Raw genomic sequence first — 20,075 nt, 5'->3', positions numbered from 1 at the left:
CGTCAACGCGCAGAAGGCAGGAACGGCGGAACACGGGCCTGGAGGAGCGCCACCAGGGCTTCGTCCATGAAGTCGTACTCGTCGGGAATACCAAGGCATACTACCTTGGCGCGAAGATGCTTGCGGTACGCCTTGGAAAGCTTGCTGCGATGCGTCTTCTCCATGACGAAGATGACGTCGGCCCAGGCGACGTTCTCGGGCGTCACGGGGTTCTCGGCGTCGTTGTTGAGGCCGGCCGAGTCGACCTCGATCCCCGGCCAGCGCGAAAACACTTGCTCGGCGGTGGGGCTGCGAAGCTTGTTCTGGCTGCAGACGAAAAGCACGTTCATCGCCGCAGTCTAGCTTGGCTTCATCGCCCCTTGAAGGCGGCCGGGCGCTTCTGCAGGAAGGCGCTGACCCCTTCGATGAAGTCCTCGGTCTTGCCGCTGGCGCGCTGGGCGTGGCGTTCGGCGTGCAGCTGGCCCACCCAGTCGGCGTCGAGGCTGTTCCAGACCAGGCGGCGGATCTCGCCGAGCGAGGCGGGGCCGTCGGCCAGGGCGCGGGCCAGCTCCAGGGCCTTGGGCATCAGTTCGGCGTCGGGGACGCAGCGGTTGATCAGGCCCCAGTCCAGCGCCGTGGCGGCGGGGATCTTGTCGCCCAGCAGCATCATCTCCATGGCCCGGGCCTTGCCCACCAGGCGCGGCAGCAGATAGGTCGAGCCGCCGTCCGGCACGAGGCCGATGCGGCGAAAGGCCTGCAGGAAGTAGGCGCTGTCGGCCGCGACCACGATGTCGCCCAGCAGGGCGAGCGAGCAGCCGATGCCGGCAGCCGGGCCGTTGACGGCGGTGACGATCGGCAGCGGGAAGTCGCGCAGCAGGGTGACCAGCGGATTGTAGACGCTTTCCAGAGCCGCGCCGGCGTCGGGTTTGCCGTCGGGATCCATGGGGCGGCCCGCGGTCGCGCCTGCCGACAGGTTGGCGCCCGAGCAGAACCCGCGCCCTTCGCCGGTCAGGATCACCGCCCGGGCCTCGACCTTTCCGGCCGCGATCGCGCCGAAGGCCTGGGCCAGTTCGCGGGCGACCTCGGGGCTGGCGGCGTTCAGCGTGGCCGGATCGGACAGGGTGACGACAGCCACGCCGTCCTGGGTTTCCAGCCGGATCTTTTCGTAAGCCATCGGGTCAGCTCCTCCGGGCGTCTTTGCGCGCCTGGACGCCAGCTAGGCGCGACTGTCCCTGCGGAACGCAAGAGCCGCCGGCGCCATAAGCGCCGACGGCTCTCTCAAACCCGGTTCTCTGGAGAAGAACGGGTATCCCTCAGGCGGCGTTGGCCGACTCGTTCTGCGTTTCGGCGGCGGTGACGCGGTTGCGGCCGCTGCGCTTGGAGGCGTAGAGCGCCGCGTCGGCGCGTTCCATGACCGAATGGCCGGTCTCGCCCTTGCGACGCTCGGCGAAGCCCGACGACAGGGTGATGGCGCCCAGGTCCTCGTTGGTGGAGCGACGCTTGAGCATGCGCGAGGAAACCTCGACGCGGATCTCTTCCAGCGTGGCGCCGACGACGGCGGCCGCTTCGCCCGGGAAGATCATCGCGAACTCCTCGCCGCCGTAGCGGGCGGCGAAGCGGGGCAGGGCGGCGACGCGGCCGATGACGCTGGCGACGTAGCGGATCACCTGGTCGCCGGTCTGGTGGCCCCAGGTGTCGTTGAAGCCCTTGAAGTGGTCAATGTCGAGCACGGCCAGGCAGATGGCCGAGCCGGCCTCGTCGGCCTCGGCGCAGGCGCGCTCCAGCTCTTCGTCGAAGGCCTTGCGGTTGGCGAGGTTGGTCAGGCCGTCGGTGGTGGCGTCGCGGCGCACCTGCTCGAGGTGTTCGCGCAGCCGGTCGACTTCGGCGGTGGATTCGGCCAGGCGGGTCTCAAGGGCCTTGTTCTCCTTGGCGACGCGGCGCGTGGCGTCGGCCAGGCTGGAGACAACGGCCTTGATGCCTTCGACGCCGGTCGGGGCGTCGAGGTCCTTGGAGACCCCGGCCAGGGTCTTGCCGAAGGCGGCGTTGGTCTTCTGGGCGTTCTGGATGGCCTTGGAGACCGACTCCAGCTCCTTGGAGAGCAGGTCGCCGGCGTCGCGGATCTGTTCGTTGAGGCGAGCCTTGGGCAGGTAGGCCGCGGCGAGTTCCTCGCTCAGCATCTCGGTGATGGGCTCGCCCATCGAGATCAGGCGGGTGATCTCGCGCGCCAGGGCGCCGTCGGGATCGGCCACGTAGTGGGTCCAGAGTTCGAAGTTCAGCGCGGTCGGCCAGATCTGGTGACGTTCCATCAGATCGAGGGCCCGACGGGCGATCTTGTAGGCTTCCGGCCCGCGCAGAGTGGTCTCGACGTCCGACATCATTCATTCCCCCGCCGATCCGGGCTTCTCCCAGACCGATCGCTTACGCGGCGAGCATAGGCACGAGAGTTCAAACGAGCGGTTAAGGCTGCGCGGGGGTGCTTGCGCCCGTCACAACTCCAAAGCATTCTGAACGCTGATAAGATGAGCCGAGAGGCCGTTTTCGGGAGAGACGCCGCATGAACGCCCCCGCCAATCTCGGCCACGAGGCCGCCAAGGCCGGCCTCGAGATCCTGCTCCAGCGTCAGAAGGCCGCGCATCTGCGCGACGGCGCGCCGCCCGTCGAGCGCCGGATCGACTGGCTGAACCGCTGCATCGCCTTGCTGGTCGATCACGAGGCGCAGATCGCCCAGGCGGTCAGCGACGACTTCGGCGTGCGATCGAAGGACGCCACGGCCCTGACCGACGTCGCCGGCTCGATCGGCCCGCTCAAGCACGCCCGCGACCACGTGCGCAAATGGATGAAGACCGAGAAGCGGCGTACGACGCCGGCGCTACTGGGCCTGTTCGGCGCCAAGGCCGAGGTGCGCTGGCAGCCCAAGGGCGTCGTGGGCGTGATCAGCCCCTGGAACTTTCCGGTCAACCTGACCTTCGCGCCGCTGGCCGGGGTGCTTTCGGCCGGCAACCGCGCCATGGTCAAGCCGTCGGAATATACGCCCGCGACGTCCGAGCTGCTGAAGGCGATGTTCGCCAAGTCGTTCGACGAGGACGAGATCGCCGTCGTCACCGGCGGCCCCGAGATCGGCCAGGCCTTCGCAGGGCTGGCCTTCGACCACCTGCTGTTCACGGGCGCGACCTCGGTGGCCAGGCACGTGATGCGGGCCGCGGCCGAGAACCTGGTGCCGGTGACCCTGGAACTAGGCGGCAAGAGCCCGGTGATCCTGTCGCGCGGGGCCGATCTCGAAACCGCCGCGGCGCGGGTGATGGCGGGCAAGACGCTGAACGCCGGCCAGATCTGCCTGGCGCCCGACTACGTGCTGGCCCCCGCCGAGGACGTCGACCGCTTCGTCGAGGCCGCCCGTGCGGCGGTGGCGCGAAGCTTCCCGACCCTGCGCGACAACGGCGACTACACCGCCCTGGTGGCCCAGAGGCACTACGATCGGGTCAAGGACTATGTCGACGACGCCAGGGCCAAGGGCGGCAAGGTGGTCGAGCTGAACCCGGCGGGCGAGGACTTCTCCCAGCAGCAGCATCGCAAGATCCCGCCGACCCTGATCCTCAAGCCGACCGACGACATGGCGGTCATGCAGGAGGAGATTTTCGGCCCGCTGCTGCCCGTGAAGGCCTATGACCGCATCGAGGACGCCATCGACTACGTCAACGGGCGGGATCGCCCCCTGGCGCTCTACTGGTTCGGAACCGACGAGGCCGAGCGCGAGCGGGTGCTGGCCGCCACGACCAGCGGCGGGGCCACGGTCAACGACGTGATCTTCCATGTCGCCCAGGAGGACCTGCCGTTCGGCGGCGTCGGCCCGGCCGGCATGGGCGCCTATCACGGCCACGACGGCTTCCGCGAGTTCAGTCACCGCAAGGCGGTGTTCCACCAGCTGAAGAAGGACATAGGGCCGATGCTGGCCCTGCGTCCGCCCTATGGCGAGGGCATCCGCAAGTACCTGGCGGGGCAGATCAAGCGGTAGGGGGCGAAACCCTATCCCCGAAGGGGGAGGGTCTGGTCACCGCCCCTCGGTCCACAGATCCAGCGGCTGGTGTTGCTCGTGGCGGATGACGGCGAAATAGCCGGCGACGCCCAGCAGGATCCCGGCGATCGCGCCGCCGATGAAGCCCGCCGGCGTGGCGAACCACAGGGTCAGCACCGTCAGGGCGACGGCGACGCCGACGATCGACCAGCGCACGAAGACGCTGAAGGCGTGATAGGTGCGCTCGTGCACCAGCAGTTCGGGATCAGATTGCTGCGGCATGAAGTCGGCCATGGCGGTTCCTCCGAAGGCTTCGGGAAAAACGCGCGGAACCGCCTTGGCGACGCGGCTGTCGGCCAAGAAAAAGCCGGCGGCTCCGTGGGAGCACGCCGGCCAATCTACGCCGTTTTCAGGCGTTCGTCAGTCCTGGTCGATCAGTCCTCGACCTTGGCCAGCTTCGGCGGCGCGCGAAGCAGGAAGGCGGGGATGTCGTTGCCGAAGCCGACCACGCGACGATCATCGTCGTCCTCGCGGCCACGGACCGGCTGGACGCCGCGAACCGGCATCGGCGGGCGTTCGCGCGACGGACGGGCGACGGGAGCGGCTTCCTCGACCGGGGTGGCTTCGACCGTCTGGGCGGCGGCGCGGTCGCGCGTGCGTTCACGGCGGGGCTTGCGCTCGCGTTCCGGGCGCTCGGCGCGTTCGGCGGGGGCTTCCGGCGCGGCCTCGACGGCGACGGTTTCCACGACTTCGGCTTCCGGAGCCGCCTCGGCGCGCTCGCGACGGCCGCGGCCCGGACGTTCGCTGCGTTCGCCGCGCTCACGACCCGGGCGCTCGCCACGGCCGCGGCGGCGGTCGCCTTCGCGCGGCACGGTGACGGCGTTGGTGTAGTCGACGTCGATGACTTCTTCGTCGGGCGTCGAGCCGATCAGCTTGACGACCTTGTCGAAGCCCTTGTCGTCGGCGGGGGTGACCAGCATGTAGGCCACGCCCGAACGGCCGGCGCGACCCGTGCGGCCGATCCGGTGCACGTAGTCGTCGGCGTGGTGCGGCACGTCGTAGTTGAAGACGTGGCTGACGGCCGGGATGTCGAGGCCGCGCGCGGCCACGTCCGAGGCCACCAGGATCTTCAGCGCGCCCGAGCGGAAGTCCGCCAGGGTCTTCATGCGCTGGCTCTGGTCGAGGTCGCCGTGGATGGCGGCGGCGTCGAAGCCGTGCACCTTCAGCGACTTGGCGACGATGTCGACCTCGGTCTTGCGGTTGCAGAAGACGATGCCGGTTTCCGGCGCCGCCTTCTCCACGATGGTGCGCAGAGCCAGACGCTTGGCCTTGGGGTCGGAGGAGGGGACCTTGACCAGCAGTTGGGTGATGTTGGCGTTGGTGGTGGCCGGCTTGGCCACCTCGATACGAACCGGATCGCGCAGGAACTGCTTGGTCAGGCGCGTGATTTCCGGCGGCATGGTCGCCGAGAAGAACAGGGTCTGCTTCTTGGGCGGCGTCAGCTTGAAGATGCGCTCGATGTCGGGGATGAAGCCCATGTCGAGCATGCGGTCGGCTTCGTCGACGACCAGGAACTGCACGCCGGTCATCAGCAGCTTGCCGCGCTCGAAGTGGTCGAGCAGGCGGCCCGGGGTGGCGATCAGCACATCGACGCCGCGATCGAGCTTCTTCTCCTGGTCGCCGAACGAGACGCCGCCGATCAGCAGCGCCCACGAGAGCTTGGTGCCCTTGGCGTACTTCTCGAAGCTGGAGGCGACCTGGTCGGCCAGCTCGCGGGTCGGGGCGATGACCAGGGCGCGCGGCATGCGGGCCTTGGCTCGGCCCGAGGCGAGCTTGTCGATCAGGGGCAGGGTGAAGGCGGCGGTCTTGCCGGTGCCGGTCTGGGCGATGCCCAGGACGTCCTGGCCGGCGAGGGCGACGGGGATCGCCTGGGCCTGGATCGGCGTAGCGGTCGTATAGCCGGTGTCGGCGACCGCTTGAAGGGTCGTGGGCGAAAGCCCGAGGTCGGAAAATTCGGTCATGTCACGCTGGTCTGGACTCGGAGCCGCCCGTGCTTGGGCGAGCGGGCGGCGCGGATTCGCCAGACCTGCTCCGAAGGTGCGGATAAATAGGCGCAATCACCGCAAAGTCAATCTTCGCGGGGCCTGACGCGGTTTCGGGCGGGGCGTCGCGCGGCGAGGTCAAGGGCGAGCGCCGTCCCGATCCTTCCCCCGAAGGACCAGACCAGGACACCGGAGCCGTCGGTATCGTCCTGGCGGGGCGGCGCTCGCCTCGGCGCCGCCAAAGGGGAGGAAGACGGCGCTGATGAATTACTACTGGATTGGTATGGATTCGATCGCCCCAGTTTTTCTGAAGCCGTCGTCAGCTTGGTCCGGCTAATGATGTGTGTGATGCTCGCCATCGCGCTTGCGGGCGGGCGCAGCTTTTCTCGACGAAGCCGATCGCACGTCGCCGGCGTCGTCCTTGCGTTCGGCGGAGGCGGGCGAGACCCGCGCCGCTGGGGCGGGTTCGAACTTCAGGAGAAGGAAGCGGGCCATGCGGGTTTCCTCTAAAGCTCGTGGGGAAGGGGAACCTAGTTACGCTCGGCGACGGATTTCAGATTGGACAGACCCGTCTCGAAATCGCGGCCGATCATCTTGTCCATGTTGAACACCAGGCCCATCAGCCGCGAGGCGTAGGGCGCGGGTCCTGACATCGCCCAGGTGACGCGGGTGGCCTCGCCGGCCGGCTCGGCGGTGAAGGCGGCGGTGTTGCTGGCCTTGAAGGGCTTTTCGAAATCCAGCGCGATGGCGATCTCGCGACCGGTCGCCGAGATGATGCGCATGCGGCCGGTCCCGGCCTTCCTGCCGGCCCAGGCATAGGTCGCGCCGACGCCCCGCTGGGCCCCGCCATAGGTGCGCGAAAGGTCGGCGTCGAGCGTCTCGTAGGGCGACCAGGCGCGCCAGGCCTTGAAGTCGGCGACGTGGGCCAGCACCGCCTCGGGCGGGGCGTTGACCAGCACCGAGCGCTCGACCCGGAAGACGGGCGGGCGCAGGGCGGCGGCGACCAGCAGGCCGGACACGGCCAGGACGACGACGGCGGCGAGGATCTTCAACATCGGGCGGTTCCCTTGAGCGTGGCCCGTTGCGGGCCGTTCGCCACAAGGACGCGCGACGTCTCAGCCTTCCGACACCGCCGCGTGATTTTTCTCGCCTTCGGCCTGCAGCCGATCGAGGTGCTGGCGGATATGGGCGGCCTCGGCGGCGCCGCCGGCCAGGGCGATGGCTCGATGGAAGGCCTCACGGGCGGCCTCGTCCTGGCCCAGTTGCAGGTTCAACGCGCCCCGCAGTCCATGGAAATGGAAGTAGCCGGCCAGGCGCTCTTCCAGCGGCGCGATCATGTCCAGCGCGGCTTGCGGGCCGGCGACCTTCGAGACCGCCACGGCCCGGTTGAGACTGACGACCGGAGAGGGGGTCATGCGCTCCAGGGCGGCGTAGAGGTGATCGATCTGGGCCCAGTCGGTGTCTTCGGCGCGTTCGGCGCGGGCGTGGAGAGCGGCGATGGCGGCCTGCACCTGGTAGGGGCCGGGCCGGCGGTGGCGCATGGCCTTGTCGATCTGGGCCAGGCCTTCGGCGATCATCGCTGCGTCCCAAAGGCCGCGATCCTGGTCCTCGAGCAGCACGATCAGGCCGTCGGCGTCCAGCCGGGCAGGCGTTCGGGCGTGTTGCAGCAGCATCAGCGCCGCCAGGCCCATGACCTCCGGCTCGGCGGGAAACAGGCGCAGCAGCAGGCGCGACAGCCGCAGGGCCTCGTGGCACAGCGGCCGCCGTGCGTCGGCCTCGGCGCCGCCAGCCGAATAGCCCTCGTTGAACACCAGATAGACCATGGCCATCACCGTCAGCAGCCGCTCGGCGCGTTCGGTGGGGCTGGGGGCTTCGAAGGGCGTGTCGCCCTTGGCCACACGGGCCTTGGCGCGGGTGATCCGCTGCTCCATGGCGCTTTCGCCGACCAGGAAGGCGCGGGCGACCTGGCGCACGGACAAGCCTGAGACGATCCGCAGCGCCAGGGCGATCTGCTGGGTGGCGGGCAGGTCCGGGTGGCAGCAGACGAACAGCAGCCGCAGGATGTCGTCGCGATAGTCGGCGCCGTCCAGTCGTTCGGCCAGGGCGGTCTCGGCGTCCTCGAGGCCGGCGGCCAGGTCGGTCAGCACCTCGTCGGACGGCAGGGCGGTCTGGCGGCTTTTCCTGCGGCCGGCGTCGACGCCGCTGTTGCGGCCCACCAGGATCAGCCAGGCGGTGGGATCGCGCGGCGGGCCGTTCTCCGGCCAGGATTTCAGCGCCCGCAGGCAGGCGTCCTGATAGGCTTCCTCGGCCGTGTCGAGATCGCGGAAATAGCGCAGCAGCGCGGCCATGGCCCGCGGGCGCGCCGAAACCAGCGCGGCGTCGATCCAGTCGGGGTCGTTCACGGGCGTGCTCCGTGACCGTCGGTCGATTTCCATGCGGTCGCGACGGGGCGAATTTCGTAGCAGCCGCCCGGATTTGCCGCCGCAAGTTCACGCGCGGCCGCCGTGGCCTCGGCAAGATCCATGCAATCGACCAGATAGAAGCCCAGCAACTGTTCCTTGGTTTCCGCGAACGGTCCGTCGACCAGCAGCGGCGGCTCGCGGTCCTTGCGCAGCGTCACGGCCGTCGTGGTCGGCAGCAGGCGCGCCGCGAGGCTCAGGCGGCCTTGGCCGGCCAGATCGTCGCGCACGGCCGCCAGTCGCGCCATCACAGCCTCATCATGCGCCGGACTCCATGCGCCGACGACGTCTTCCATGTGATAGCAGAGAATGGCGTACAGCATCCGACAAGCTCCCACGGCCGCAGCGCCGTGAGCCAAGGACGCCGTAACGAGCCGTGCGCCGACATCGCAGGCAAGGAAAATGCGCCTGTGGCGCACGGCAGCCCGTTCCGGTCGGCCGGCGGATCGTCGGGGGCCAGTGCGACAGCTCTATTTGAGCGCCACCAGGAGCGCGCCGACGGCGATCAGGCCAACACCTGCCCAGCTTCGGAAATCCAGATGCTCGCCCAGAAATACTACCGCGAACACCGCGACGAAGACGACGCTGAGCTTGTCCAGCGGCGCCACGCGGGAGGCTTCGCCGGTCTTTAGCGCGTTCATGTAGCACCACCAGGAGAGGCCTGTGGCGAGGCCCGACAGGACGAGTGACGCCACAGCCCTGGCCGGGGGAAGCACGCCCGCCTGGGGCGCGCCGGCGGCCAACCACAGCGCGATGACGACGATCATGATGACGCCGGTGCGCACCATCGTCGCATAGGCCGGAGCGACGCTTTCCAGGCCCGCCTTGGCTAGCACCGCCGTCAGGGCGGCAAAGCCCGCAGAGCCCAGCGCCCAGACCTGCCAGGGAACCTGCATCGGCATTTCCTCCCAAGTGGATCCGATCTGGCACCTAGAGCGGCGGTTCATCACCAGCACATTGCCGCTTCTATACAAGTCGCGAAGGTTGGCGCCGGACGCCTGGACTTCGCCGCCGCCGGCCGACAAACGCCCCAATTACAATTCGTTCGCAATTGCATTCGCAATCAGACGGGGCTCCTTCTCCATGCGCATCCAGCACCTCCTCCTGCTCGCCGCCAGCGGCGCGGCGCTCGTCGCCGGTTCGGCCGCGGCTCAGGAAGCCTCCGAACTGAGCGGGGTCACCGTCACCGGCCAAACCGAGAGCCGCGAGGGCTACAAGGTCAGCAAGACCCTGTCGGCGATGAAGACCGACACCGACCTGATCGACGTGCCGCAATCGGTCAGCATCGTCTCGATCAAGCAGATCGACGACCAGGCCGCCGGCAATATCGGCGAGGCCATCCGCTACCTGCCGGGGGTGTTCTCGGCCCAGGGCGAGGGCAACCGCGAGACCCTGGTGTTCCGGGGCAACTCGTCGACCGGCGACTTTTTCGTCGACGGCGTGCGCGACGACGTCCAGACCTATCGCGACCTCTACAACATCGAGCGCCTGGAGGTCTTCCGCGGCCCCAACGCCATGATCTTCGGCCGCGGCGGCGTCGGGGGCGTGGTCAACCGCGTCACCAAGGCCGCCGACTGGCAGCGCGTGCGCAACGTGCGCCTCGAGGGCGGCAGCTTCGACCACAAGCGCATCCAGCTCGACCTGGGCGACGCCATCGACAACAAGGTCGCCGCGCGCGTGGCGGCGGTCTACCAGGACAGCGGCAGCTATCGCGACGGCGTCACGCTGGAGCGCTGGGGCGTCAATCCGACCCTGGCCTGGCGCCTGTCGCCCGACACCTTGGTCCAGCTGAGCGTCGAGCACTTCGAGGACGACCGCATCGCCGACCGCGGCGTGCCGGCCCGCTACCTCGCACCGGGCGCCACCAAGGCGGTCAAGCCGCTGCGCACGCCGCGCGGCCGCTTCTTCGGCGACCCGAACGCCAGCCCGACCTGGACCGACACCAATGCGGTGAACCTGTTCATCGCCCACCAGATCAACGACCGGGTGTCGGTTCGTAACCGCACGCGCTATGCCGACTACGACAAGTTCTACCAGAACGTCTTCACCGGCGCGGTGAACGCCGCCGAGACCACCGTGCCGATCTCGGCCTACAACGCCGCCAACAAGCGCACCAACTACATCAACCAGACCGACCTGAACGCCGACCTGACGGTTGGCGGCATGCAGCACAAGCTGCTGGCCGGCGCCGAGTTCGGCCGGCAGGAGTCCGACAACATCCGCCTGGAGGGCCGCTTCGCCGGCGGGGCCAGCTCGGTCATCGTGCCGGTGTCCTCGCCGACCATCAGCCAGCCGATCACCTGGACGGCCATCGCCAGCAGCGCCAACAACGCCGGCGTCACCAAGCTGGCCGCCTTCTACGTGCAGGACCAGGTGGCGATCACCGACCGGCTGGAACTGGTGGCGGGCGTTCGCTTCGAGCACTTCAACACCCAGGTCACCGATCGCCGCACAGTCGGCTTCCCGGCCGGCCAGCAGCGCGATTTCGACGTCACCGACGAGCTGTGGTCGCCGCGCGTGGGCGTGATCTACAAGCCGCTGGCCGGCGCCTCGATCTACGCCAGCTATTCCAAGACCTTCCTGCCGCGCGGCGGCGAACAGCTGGCCGGCCTGTCGATCAGCAACCAGAACCTGGATCCCGAAGCGTTCGAGAATTACGAACTGGGCGCCAAGTGGGACGTGCTGCCGGGGTTCAACCTCTCGGCGGCTGTGTTCCAGCTGGATCGCAGCAACGTGCTGGCGCTCAGCAATCCCAACGACGCCACCTCGGCGACCATCCCGATCGGCCGCCAGCGGACCAAGGGCGTCGAGCTGAGCGCGGCGGGCGAAGTGACCGACAAGATCAGCATCGTCGGCGCCTACACCTATTCGGACGGTACGTTCCTGGACAACGTCTCGGGCACGGTGAAGGCCGGCAACCAGCTGGCCAACATGCCCAAGCACAGCGCGTCGCTGTGGACCCGCTTCGATCCGACCGCGCGCCTGGGCCTCGCCGCCGGCGTGCTCTACCAGGGCAGCCGTTTCGCTTCGACCGACAACCTCGTGGAGCTTCCCGGCTACACGCGGGTGGACGCAGCCGCCTACTACAAGGTCAGCGATCGGGTGACCGCCCAGGTCAATGTCGAGAACCTACTTGGCGCGCGCTACGCTCTGTTCGCGCACAGCAACACCAACATCACCCCCGGCTCGCCCACGGCGGTGAAGGTGGGTCTGTCGGCGAGTTTCTGACGTCGATGACGACGGCTGCGTCTCCCGCCATGCGGCTGGCCCGGCGCAGCCGTCCGGAACGCCAGCTCGTGGGCCTGCTGCGCCAGCAGGTTCACGGCGGAAGCCCGGGTCCAGGCGCCGTCGACGACCCGGTCTGCCGCGACGCCTTCGCGGCTTTGGCGCAGGTGGTGCTGGCGGCCGGGCTCGAGATCCTGCCGCCGGCGGCGCTGCTGCTGGGCGATGACGAGCGGATGATCCTGGGCGGGCTGGCCCAGGCCCAGCGCGTGCGCAACGACGTGGTCTCGCCGGTCGCCCCCGTGCTGCTGGATCCGTTGCGTTGGAGCGCGGCGGCCGCCCTCGCGGCCGGGGTGATCCTGCCGCACCGGGCGGTGCTGAGCGCGCCCAGTTCCGCATCCCGCAATCACGGCGGCCTGCGGCGAGACGCCGATGCGGCGGCCGCCACGGTCGCCTGGCTGCAAGCCCGTGAAGAACAGTCCGGCGCCCCGTCCGAGCCGGTGCTTGCGGCGCTGTCGGGCGTCGAGCGCAACCTCGCGGTCTATCGCCGGCGGGCGAAGGCGGCTCGAAGCGGCGACGATGAGGCGCCGTCCCAACCTTCGCGGATCGTATAGCGAGGGCCATGCGCGGAGAAGCCCTCGGCGGTCATCAAGCGGGCATCTGATAGCCAAGGAGGCCGCGTCCCGGTGATCCTCTCTCCCGTTTCCCGCCCTGCTTCCCGCAAGCGCTCGATCGCCGCGGCGCTCGCCCTGGGCGCGGGCGTCGCGCTCGCGGCCTGCTCGGCCGACAAGCCCGCCGCGCCCGCCACGAAGCCGGCCAAGACCGAGGTCATCGGCCACGAAAGCGAGCTGCTTCGCCTGACCCTGACGCCACAGGCCGAGACGCGTCTGGGTCTTCAGGTGGCGCAGGTGGGCTCGGGCTCGGCGCGCCGCAGCCGCGACGTGCATGGCGAGGTGATGGCCGCGCCATCGGCCGGCGGCCTGCCGGTCGCCTCGACAGGGGATCTGGGCGCCTTGGCGGCCGCCCAGGCTCGGGCCGACGGCGAGGTCGGCCGGCTGCAGGCCGAGGTCGAGGTGGCGCAGAAGGCCCTGGTCCGCGCCCAGGCCCTGGTGCGCGAGGAGGCCGGCAGCCAGCGGGCCCAGGACGAGGCGGAGTCGGCGCTGGGCGCGGCGCGCGCCAACCTGCAGGCCGCCCGCCAGCAACGCGCTCTGCTCGGCCCGAAGATGTCGGGCCTGGGCGAGGCGTCCATGGTGTGGGTGAGAGCGGCGGTGTTCGTCGCCGACCTGCCCGCCCTGGACCGCGCCGCGCCGGCGACGATCCGGGCGCTGGGCGAAGGGGGAGGGAGCCTGGCCGGGCGGCCGGTCTCCGGTCCGCCGTCGGCCAATCCGACCGGCGGCACGGTGGATCTCTATTACGCCGTCGCCAACCCGGGCGGCCGCCTGCGGGTGGGCGAGCGGGTCGCCGTCGCCTTGCCCGTGCGGGGCGAGGACAGCGGCCTTGTCGTACCCGCCTCGGCGGTGCTGCGCGACATCTACGGGGGCGAGTGGGTCTACGCCCGCACCGGGCCGCACGCCTATGAGCGCCGCCGCATCGAGTCCGCGACCGAGCGCAACGGCCAGGTCGTTCTCGCCCGCGGCCTGGAGCCCGGCATGTCGGTGGTCTCGGCCGGCGCCGCCGAACTGTTCGGCACGGAATTCGGAGCCAAGTAGAATGCTGACCTGGCTTGTTCGAAGCGCGCTGCGCCAGCGTGTGCTGGTGATCGCCATCGCCGCCATCATGGTCCTGCTGGGCGTGCGGGCCACCCGCGACGTGCCGCTGGACGTCTTTCCCGAGTTCGCCCCGCCGATGGTCGAGGTGCAGACCGAAGGACCCGGCCTGTCGACCGAGGAGATGGAGAACCTGGTCACCGTGCCGTTGGAGGCCGGCGTCAACGGCGTGCCGGGCCTTGCCTTCCTGCGCTCCAAGTCGGTGCTGGGCCTGTCGTCCGTGGTGCTGATCTTCAAGGAGGGTACGGACGTGGTCCGCGCCCGCCAGTTGGTGCAGGAGCGTGTGGCGATGGTCGCGCCGCGCCTGCCGGCCAGCGTTCGGCCGCCCGTCATGCTGCCGCCGCTGTCTGCGACCAGCCGGGCGATGAAGATCGGCCTCTCCTCCAAGTCCATGGACCAGATGGCCCTTTCGGAGCTGGTCCGCTGGACCATCAAGCCGCGCCTGATGGCCGTGCCCGGCGTGGCCAACGTCGCCGTCTGGGGGCAGCGTGATCCGCAGCTGCAGGTGCTGGTCGACCCGGCCCGCCTGAACGCCGCCGGCGTCACATTGGCCGAGGTGCAGCGCGCGGCGGGCGACGCCGCGGTCGTGGGCGGCGGCGGCTTCGTCGACACCGCCAACCAGCGCCTGGCCGTTCGCCATCTGGCGCCGGCCGTGACGCCGGACGACCTGGCCCGCACGGTGGTCAAGCTGTCGGGCGGCGCGCCGGTGCGGCTGGGCGGCGTGGCGCTGGTCGTGCGCGGCCACGCCCCGCCGATCGGCAGCGCCATCATCAACGACGGTCCGGGTCTGCTGCTGATCGTCGAGAAGCAGCAGGGCGGCAACACACTGGAGGTCACGCGCGGCGTCGAGGCGGCCCTGGCCGAGCTGAAGCCTGGGCTGTCGGGCGTCGAGCTCGACTCCACCATCTTCCGCCCCGCCACCTTCATCGAGCGCTCGATCGGCAACCTGACGCAGGCCCTGTGGCTGGGCTGCGCGCTGGTGGCCATGGTGCTGATCGTCTTCACCCGCGACTGGCGGGCGGCCACGATCAGCCTGGTCGCCATCCCGCTCTCCCTGCTCGGCGCGGCCCTGGTGCTGTCCTGGAGCGGCGCCAGCATCAACACCATGGTCATTGCCGGCCTGGTGATTGCGCTGGGCGAGATCGTCGACGACGCCATCATCGACGTGGAGAACATCGGCCGCCGCATCCGCCTGGAGCGTCTCAAGGACAAGCCCTCGCCCTGGCTGAAGGTGGTGCTGAAGGCCTCGCTGGAGGTGCGCAGCGCCGTCGTCTTCGCCAGCCTGATCGTGATGCTGGTGTTCCTGCCGATCTTCTTCCTGGAAGGGGTGTCGGGCTCGTTCTTCCGGCCGCTGGCCATGGCCTACATCCTGGCCATCGGGACCTCGCTGCTGGTCGCCCTGACCGTGACGCCGGCCCTGTGCCTGTTCCTGCTGCCCAAGGCCCCGCAGCGCGAGCATGAGCCCGGCCTGGTGCGTGTGCTGAAGGCCCGCTACCGCGCCTTCCTGCCGACCGTCCTGCATCGGCCCCGCCTGGCGGTGGGCATCGTCGCCGGCGGCCTGCTGCTGGCGGGCCTGGGCTCGCTGTTCACCAAGGACCAGTTCCTGCCGAACTTCCGCGAGACCGACTTCCTGATGCACTTCGTCGAGAAGCCCGGAACCTCGATCGAGGCCATGGACCGGGTGACGATCCAGGCCAGCCGCGAACTGCGCGCCATTCCCGGCGTGCGCAACTTCGGCGCCCATATCGGCCGCGCCGAAGGCGGCGACGAGGTCTACGGCCCGCACTTCACCGAACTGTGGATCAGCCTCGACGAGAAAGCCGACTACGATGGCAGCGTGGCCAAGATCCAGGAGGTCATCGACGGCTATCCAGGCCTCTATCGCGACGTGCTAACCTATCTGCGCGAGCGCATCAAGGAGGTGCTGACCGGCGCCGGCGCCAGCATCGTGGTGCGCATCTACGGTCCCGAGGTCGACGGCCTGCGCGCCACCGCCGAGACCGTCCGCGCGGCCCTGGCCGACGTGCCGGGTGTGACCGAGTTGAAGGTCGAGCAGCAGACCCTGATCCCGCAGATCCAGATCCGTCCCAAGCCCGAGGCCCTGGCCGCCTACGGCCTGTCGGCGGGTGAGGTGCGCCGCACGGCCGCCACCGTGATCGCCGGGACCAAGGTCGGCGAGGTCTATCGCGACCAGGTGGTCAATGACGTCGCCGTCTGGGGCGTTCCTGCGGCGCGTGGCGACCTGCACGCCATCGGCGACATCCTGATCGCCACCCCGGCGGGCGCCCAGGTGCGACTGTCGCAGGTTGCGCAAGTGCGGATCGTTCCGGCCGCCAACGAGATCAAGCGCGAGAACGGCTCGCGCCGGATCGACGTCACCCTCAACGTGGCCGGCGGCGACCTGGGCAAGGTGGCCCGCGCCGTCGAGGCCAGGGTGGGGCAGGTGACCTTCGCCCAGGGCTACCATCCCGAGGTGCTGGGCGAGTACGCCGAGCGCCAGGCCTCGTCGCAGCGGCTGCTGGTGCTGGGGGCTCTGTGCTTTGTGGGCGTACTGCTGTTGGTCTGGCTGGAGTTCCGGTCGCTGCGGATCACCGCCCTGGTGGCCGTCAGCCTGCCATTCGCCCTGCTGGGCGGAGTGGCCGCCGTGCTGCTGTCGGGTGGGACCATGTCGCTGGGTTCGCTGGTCGGCTTCGTCACGGTGCTGGGCATCTCGGCCCGCAACGGCATCATGATGCTGAGCCACTTCCAGCACCTGGAGCGCGAGGAAGGGGAGAGCTTCGGCCCGGCCTTGATCCTGCGCGGCGCCGAGGAGCGGCTGGTTCCGATCCTGATGACGGCGTCGTGCGCGGCGCTCGCCCTGCTGCCGCTGGTGGTGCGCGGCGACCGGCCAGGCCACGAGATCGAGCATCCGATGGCGCTCGTCATCCTGGGCGGGCTTGTCAGCTCGACCCTGCTCAATCTGCTTCTGATGCCCACGCTGTACGGCCGCTTCGGCCGTCCGCAAACCCGGGAGGTCGCCCGATGAAGACCCGCGTCCTCGCTCTTATCTCGACGCTGGCCCTGTCGGGCTGCGCCGGCACTGTGGCCAAGCCGCCGACGCCGCCTCCGGAAGCCCTCGGCGGCTTCCTGGGCGGGCAGGGGGCGGGCGGGCTTCCCGGCAAGGCGCCTAGCCTTTGGTGGCGGCTGTTCGACGACCCGGCGCTCGACGCGCATGTCGAGCGGGCGCTGGCTGCCAATACCGACCTGCGCGTGGCCTTCGCCAATCTCGAATCCTCCAGGGCGGTCGCCAGGCAGGCGGACGCGGCCCGGCTGCCAGCCACGGTGCTGGAAAGCGGCGCGGGCCCGCAGCGGGCTGATCGCCAGCCCAGCACCTCGGCCGTGCCCAAGAGCGGCTACGAACTGGGCGCGACGGTCGCCTTCGAGGTCGATCTCTTCGGCCGCCTGCGCCAGGCCGCCCTGGCCGCCGGAGCCGACGCGGAAGCCGTGCAGGCCGCCCGCGACGCCGCCGCCGTGACGGTCGCGGCCGACACCGTCGCCGCCTATCTCGACCTCTGCGCGGCCGGGGCCAATCTCGATCTGGCCCGTGGGCTTATGGCCACCCAGGAGCGCGCCTACGCCCTGGTCGACGAACAGCTGAAGGCCGGCGAGACCTCGCCGCTGGAACGGGCTCAGGCCGCCACTTTGCGCGACCAGGCCGCCGCCGCCGTGCCCGGATTCGAGGCCGATCGGCGGCGGGCGCTGCTGCGGCTCGCCACGCTTGAGGGCAGGCCGCCGGCTGCGGTGGCTGGCTTCGACGCCGCCTGCGTGCGCCTGCCGCGCGTCGCCGCGCCGTTTCCGGTCGGCGACGGCGCAGCGCTACTGGCCCGGCGTCCGGACGTGCGGGCGGCCGAGCGCAGGATCGCCGCGGCGGCCTGGCGGACCGGCGTGGCCCGCGCCGACCTCTATCCCCGCATCCAGCTGGGCGGTTCGGGCGGCCTGATCGGCGGCGGGACAGACACCTTCGTCACGCCCCTGGTCACCTGGGCCTTCCCCAACCAGGCCGGCCCCCGCGCCAGGATGGCGGCGGCGCAAGCCGGCCAGCGCGCGGCCCTGGCGACCTGGGACGGCACGGTGCTGCGGGCCCTGGAGGAGGTCGAGGCCGCGCTGTCCGATCTTCAGGCCCAGACCCGGCGCCAAAACGCTCTGGCCGCCGCCGCGCGATCCAGCCAGGAAGCCGCACGCCGCGCCCAGGCCCGCCATCGCCTCGGCGCCGACAGCTATCTCGTGGTCATCGACGCCGAGCGCACCCGCAACGCCGCCGCCGTGCAGGCGCTCGCGGCGGAGGTCGCCATCGCCCGCACACAGGTGGCTCTGTTTCGGGCGCTCGGCGGCGGCTGGGAGGCCGTCGCGGATGGCGCCGCCGTCGCGGAGCGCTAGAGTATCGTCATGAAGATCCTCATCGCCGAAGACGACGAAGAGACCGCCGGCTACCTGCTGCAGAGCCTGCGCGAGATGGGCCACGTGGTCTCGCGCGCCGCCAGCGGCAACGACGCCCTGTTCCTGGCCACCAGCGAGACCTTCGACGTGATGGTGCTCGACCGCATGCTGCCCGGGCTGGACGGCCTGTCGGTGCTGAAGATGCTGCGCGCCGGCGGCGTGCATACGCCCGCCCTGATGCTGACCGCCAAGAGCCGGATCGCCGATCGGGTGGACGCGCTGGAGAACGGCGCCGACGACTACCTGATCAAGCCGTTCGCCTTTTCCGAACTGCACGCCCGCCTCAACGTGATCGCGCGGCGTACCGCGCCGGCCGAGCCTGAGCGGTTGCTCACCGTGCTCGACATCGAGCTCGACGTGCAAAAGCGCGTCGCTCGTCGCGGCGGCAGGCGCCTCGATCTGCAGCCGCGCGAGTTCACGATGCTGGAAGTGCTGATGCGCAACGCCCATCGCGTCATGACCCGCACCATGCTGCTGGAGCAGGTCTGGGACTTCGACTTCGATCCGCGCACCAATATCGTCGAGACCCATATCAGCCGCCTGCGGGCCAAGCTGAACTCAGGCTTCACCGAGGATGCGATCGTCACCGTGCGCGGCGCCGGCTACATGATCCGCGGCGAATGATGCGGCTGCTGCCCCGCTCGACCTCGGGCCTCGTCTATCTGGTCGCCGCGGTCCTGTCGGCGACGACGGTGATCCTGGGCCTGATCGTCTACCGCGTCTCGCACGAGGCGCTGGAAAAGCAGCTGGATCATCGGATCTCGGTCGAGACCCAGGGGCTGCTGTCGATCCGCCAGCAGTCCGGCGACGCCGCCGTGGCCGAAGCTATCCGCCTGCGAGAGGCGAGGGGGGCGGGCGATGGCATGGGCTACATCCTGCTCGACCGCGCAGGGCGTCGCCTGGCCGGGGCGCTGCGCGCGCAGCCCCCAGAGCCGGGCTGGCTGGAATTCCTATATTCGAAGGAGCCTGGCGGCCGCCGTGGCGTATCCCAGGCGTTGACGACGCGGTTGCCCGACGGCGGCCTGCTGGTGGTCGCCGCCGACCGTACGCCGATCGACGAGGCCGACCTGGCCATCCTCTCGGTCTTCGCCGGGGCGTTTTCGGTGATGCTGGTCCTGGGCGTCGGCAGCGCCTGGCTGCTGGGCTCGGTGCTTCGCGGCCGCGTGTCGCGGATCAACGCCGCCGCACAGGGGATCATCGACGGCGATCTCAAGCGCCGCATGCCCCGCGATCCGGCCTCGCGCGAGTTCGACGAGCTGGCCGCCACTCTCAACCTGATGCTCGACCGTATCGAGGAGCTGATGGAGAACCTCCAGCAGGTCTCCAGCGACATCGCCCACGACATGCGCACGCCGCTGGCCCGGCTGCGCAACGTGCTGGACGCGGCGATGCGCCAGGACCTCGACGCCGAGCGAGCGCAAGACGCCCTGGCGCGGGCCTCGACCCATGCCGAGGACCTGCTGGACCTTTTCACGGCCCTGCTGCGCATTTCCGAGGTCGAAACCTTCCAGGTCCGCGCCGGCTTCCAGCCGCTCGACCTGTCGGCGCTGGCCGAGCGCTGCGTCGATGCGCTGCGGCCTGATGTCGAGGCGGCCGGCTATGGGCTGGACGTCGAGATCGCGCCCGATGTCAGGATCGAGGGCGACCGTCATCTTCTGTCCCAGCTGCTGGTCAATCTGATCGAGAACGCCGCGCGTCATACGCCGGCCGGCAGCAGGATCGTGGTCGAACTGCGCGCCGTCGCAGGCCAGGTCACGCTGGAGGTCGCTGACGACGGTCCCGGCATCCCGTCGGATCGCCGGGATTTCGTGCTGCGACGGTTCTCGCGTCTCGAGCAGAGCCGCAGCACGGCCGGGCATGGACTGGGTCTCAGCCTCGCGTCTGCGGTGGCGCGGGCGCATTTCTCGGAGCTACGGCTGGACGACAACGCGCCGGGTCTTCGCGTGTCGCTGACCACCCAGCGGGTCTGAGCGCGAACGCTGGTCGTCGTCCTCATGTGTCGGGGCCTGTAGACGCGTCGCGGGCAGCCATTCGGGCGCACGACGACATCAACAAACCGCAGGATGGCCGGAAGACAAACTTTGCTATTGATAGTTGAGGCGGCTCCTCTAAAGCGCAG

The 20,075-nt window shown here is 69.9% G+C and carries 17 protein-coding genes; 8 read left to right on the top strand and 9 right to left on the bottom strand.

From position 1 onward, the window contains the following. Positions 1 to 2: 2 nt before the first annotated feature. The 3 genes from ACODR1_RS19885 to ACODR1_RS19875 all read right to left on the bottom strand — a co-directional run bounded on the left by ACODR1_RS19885 (position 3) and on the right by ACODR1_RS19875 (position 2,354). Positions 3 to 329 carry a low molecular weight protein tyrosine phosphatase family protein gene (locus ACODR1_RS19885; RefSeq protein ID WP_488882008.1) on the bottom strand — a complete coding sequence of 109 codons (327 nt, stop codon included), beginning with the start codon at positions 327 to 329 and terminating at the stop codon, positions 3 to 5. 20 nt (positions 330 to 349) lie between these two features. After that, positions 350 to 1,153 carry an enoyl-CoA hydratase/isomerase gene (locus tag ACODR1_RS19880; protein ID WP_488882007.1) on the bottom strand — a complete coding sequence of 268 codons (804 nt, stop codon included), beginning with the start codon at positions 1,151 to 1,153 and terminating at the stop codon, positions 350 to 352. A 139-nt stretch (positions 1,154 to 1,292) separates the two neighbouring features. Continuing rightward, positions 1,293 to 2,354 (bottom strand): GGDEF domain-containing protein, encoded by a 1,062-nt coding sequence (locus tag ACODR1_RS19875; RefSeq protein ID WP_488882030.1) that lies wholly within the window; start codon positions 2,352 to 2,354, stop codon positions 1,293 to 1,295. Between the two features lie 179 nt (positions 2,355 to 2,533). Here ACODR1_RS19875 and ACODR1_RS19870 point away from each other — a divergent pair, with 179 nt between their 5' ends. Next, a complete protein-coding gene (locus ACODR1_RS19870; protein ID WP_488882006.1) occupies positions 2,534 to 3,991 on the top strand; it encodes a coniferyl aldehyde dehydrogenase in 1,458 nt (485 codons plus the stop codon). A gap of 36 nt (positions 3,992 to 4,027) precedes the next feature. On the opposite strand, the gene ACODR1_RS19865 is transcribed toward ACODR1_RS19870, so the two are convergent. From ACODR1_RS19865 to ACODR1_RS19840, 6 genes are all read right to left on the bottom strand, one after another. Continuing rightward, positions 4,028 to 4,285: a hypothetical protein gene (locus tag ACODR1_RS19865; protein ID WP_488882005.1), complete on the bottom strand. Its 258-nt coding sequence runs from the start codon at positions 4,283 to 4,285 to the stop codon at positions 4,028 to 4,030. A 140-nt stretch (positions 4,286 to 4,425) separates the two neighbouring features. Further along, positions 4,426 to 6,012 (bottom strand): DEAD/DEAH box helicase, encoded by a 1,587-nt coding sequence (locus tag ACODR1_RS19860; protein ID WP_488882004.1) that lies wholly within the window; start codon positions 6,010 to 6,012, stop codon positions 4,426 to 4,428. Between the two features lie 551 nt (positions 6,013 to 6,563). After that, complete coding sequence (locus ACODR1_RS19855) at positions 6,564 to 7,088, bottom strand: SRPBCC family protein (protein ID WP_488882003.1); 525 nt, start codon at positions 7,086 to 7,088, stop codon at positions 6,564 to 6,566. A 60-nt stretch (positions 7,089 to 7,148) separates the two neighbouring features. After that, a complete protein-coding gene (locus ACODR1_RS19850; RefSeq protein ID WP_488882002.1) occupies positions 7,149 to 8,435 on the bottom strand; it encodes an RNA polymerase sigma factor in 1,287 nt (428 codons plus the stop codon). Further along, entirely contained in the window at positions 8,432 to 8,815 is a 384-nt protein-coding gene (locus ACODR1_RS19845) for a YciI family protein (RefSeq protein WP_488882001.1), read from the bottom strand. The genes ACODR1_RS19850 and ACODR1_RS19845 overlap by 4 nt, the downstream gene beginning before the upstream one ends. A gap of 147 nt (positions 8,816 to 8,962) precedes the next feature. Beyond that, on the bottom strand, positions 8,963 to 9,388 hold the full coding sequence (locus ACODR1_RS19840; RefSeq protein WP_488882000.1) for an EamA family transporter: 426 nt from the start codon (positions 9,386 to 9,388) through the stop codon (positions 8,963 to 8,965). Between the two features lie 187 nt (positions 9,389 to 9,575). Between ACODR1_RS19840 and ACODR1_RS19835 the strand changes: the two genes are divergently transcribed. The 7 genes from ACODR1_RS19835 (at position 9,576) to ACODR1_RS19805 (ending at position 19,926) form a co-directional block, all read left to right on the top strand. After that, complete coding sequence (locus tag ACODR1_RS19835; protein WP_488881999.1) at positions 9,576 to 11,720, top strand: TonB-dependent receptor; 2,145 nt, start codon at positions 9,576 to 9,578, stop codon at positions 11,718 to 11,720. Between the two features lie 5 nt (positions 11,721 to 11,725). Then, on the top strand, positions 11,726 to 12,328 hold the full coding sequence (locus tag ACODR1_RS19830; protein WP_488881998.1) for a hypothetical protein: 603 nt from the start codon (positions 11,726 to 11,728) through the stop codon (positions 12,326 to 12,328). 72 nt (positions 12,329 to 12,400) lie between these two features. Then, positions 12,401 to 13,423: an efflux RND transporter periplasmic adaptor subunit gene (locus ACODR1_RS19825; protein ID WP_488881997.1), complete on the top strand. Its 1,023-nt coding sequence runs from the start codon at positions 12,401 to 12,403 to the stop codon at positions 13,421 to 13,423. A 1-nt stretch (position 13,424) separates the two neighbouring features. Continuing rightward, on the top strand, positions 13,425 to 16,505 hold the full coding sequence (locus ACODR1_RS19820) for an efflux RND transporter permease subunit (RefSeq protein ID WP_488881996.1): 3,081 nt from the start codon (positions 13,425 to 13,427) through the stop codon (positions 16,503 to 16,505). Then, positions 16,502 to 17,896, top strand: a complete 1,395-nt coding sequence (locus ACODR1_RS19815) for an efflux transporter outer membrane subunit (RefSeq protein WP_488881995.1) — start codon at positions 16,502 to 16,504, stop codon at positions 17,894 to 17,896. Before ACODR1_RS19820 ends, ACODR1_RS19815 begins: the two co-directional genes overlap by 4 nt. 9 nt (positions 17,897 to 17,905) lie before the next feature. Beyond that, on the top strand, positions 17,906 to 18,580 hold the full coding sequence (locus ACODR1_RS19810) for a response regulator transcription factor (protein ID WP_488881994.1): 675 nt from the start codon (positions 17,906 to 17,908) through the stop codon (positions 18,578 to 18,580). Beyond that, positions 18,580 to 19,926 (top strand): sensor histidine kinase, encoded by a 1,347-nt coding sequence (locus ACODR1_RS19805; RefSeq protein WP_488881993.1) that lies wholly within the window; start codon positions 18,580 to 18,582, stop codon positions 19,924 to 19,926. Before ACODR1_RS19810 ends, ACODR1_RS19805 begins: the two co-directional genes overlap by 1 nt. Positions 19,927 to 20,075: the final 149 nt, after the last annotated feature.

Source organism: Caulobacter sp. FG7 (assembly GCF_057808875.1).
This window is presented reverse-complemented; position numbering and strand designations above follow the sequence as displayed.

What these genes read in the sequence shown, in the direction of transcription:
- ACODR1_RS19805 (WP_488881993.1), top strand. Translation starts at nt 18,580, where the DNA reads ATGCGGCTGCTGCCCCGCTCGACCTCGGGCCTCGTCTATCTGGTCGCC.
- ACODR1_RS19855 (WP_488882003.1), bottom strand. Translation starts at nt 7,088, where the DNA reads ATGTTGAAGATCCTCGCCGCCGTCGTCGTCCTGGCCGTGTCCGGCCTG.
- ACODR1_RS19870 (WP_488882006.1), top strand. Translation starts at nt 2,534, where the DNA reads ATGAACGCCCCCGCCAATCTCGGCCACGAGGCCGCCAAGGCCGGCCTC.
- ACODR1_RS19865 (WP_488882005.1), bottom strand. Translation starts at nt 4,285, where the DNA reads ATGGCCGACTTCATGCCGCAGCAATCTGATCCCGAACTGCTGGTGCAC.
- ACODR1_RS19840 (WP_488882000.1), bottom strand. Translation starts at nt 9,388, where the DNA reads ATGCAGGTTCCCTGGCAGGTCTGGGCGCTGGGCTCTGCGGGCTTTGCC.
- ACODR1_RS19860 (WP_488882004.1), bottom strand. Translation starts at nt 6,012, where the DNA reads ATGACCGAATTTTCCGACCTCGGGCTTTCGCCCACGACCCTTCAAGCG.
- ACODR1_RS19820 (WP_488881996.1), top strand. Translation starts at nt 13,425, where the DNA reads ATGCTGACCTGGCTTGTTCGAAGCGCGCTGCGCCAGCGTGTGCTGGTG.
- ACODR1_RS19885 (WP_488882008.1), bottom strand. Translation starts at nt 329, where the DNA reads ATGAACGTGCTTTTCGTCTGCAGCCAGAACAAGCTTCGCAGCCCCACC.
- ACODR1_RS19810 (WP_488881994.1), top strand. Translation starts at nt 17,906, where the DNA reads ATGAAGATCCTCATCGCCGAAGACGACGAAGAGACCGCCGGCTACCTG.
- ACODR1_RS19875 (WP_488882030.1), bottom strand. Translation starts at nt 2,354, where the DNA reads ATGTCGGACGTCGAGACCACTCTGCGCGGGCCGGAAGCCTACAAGATC.
- ACODR1_RS19835 (WP_488881999.1), top strand. Translation starts at nt 9,576, where the DNA reads ATGCGCATCCAGCACCTCCTCCTGCTCGCCGCCAGCGGCGCGGCGCTC.
- ACODR1_RS19830 (WP_488881998.1), top strand. Translation starts at nt 11,726, where the DNA reads ATGACGACGGCTGCGTCTCCCGCCATGCGGCTGGCCCGGCGCAGCCGT.
- ACODR1_RS19815 (WP_488881995.1), top strand. Translation starts at nt 16,502, where the DNA reads ATGAAGACCCGCGTCCTCGCTCTTATCTCGACGCTGGCCCTGTCGGGC.
- ACODR1_RS19880 (WP_488882007.1), bottom strand. Translation starts at nt 1,153, where the DNA reads ATGGCTTACGAAAAGATCCGGCTGGAAACCCAGGACGGCGTGGCTGTC.
- ACODR1_RS19845 (WP_488882001.1), bottom strand. Translation starts at nt 8,815, where the DNA reads ATGCTGTACGCCATTCTCTGCTATCACATGGAAGACGTCGTCGGCGCA.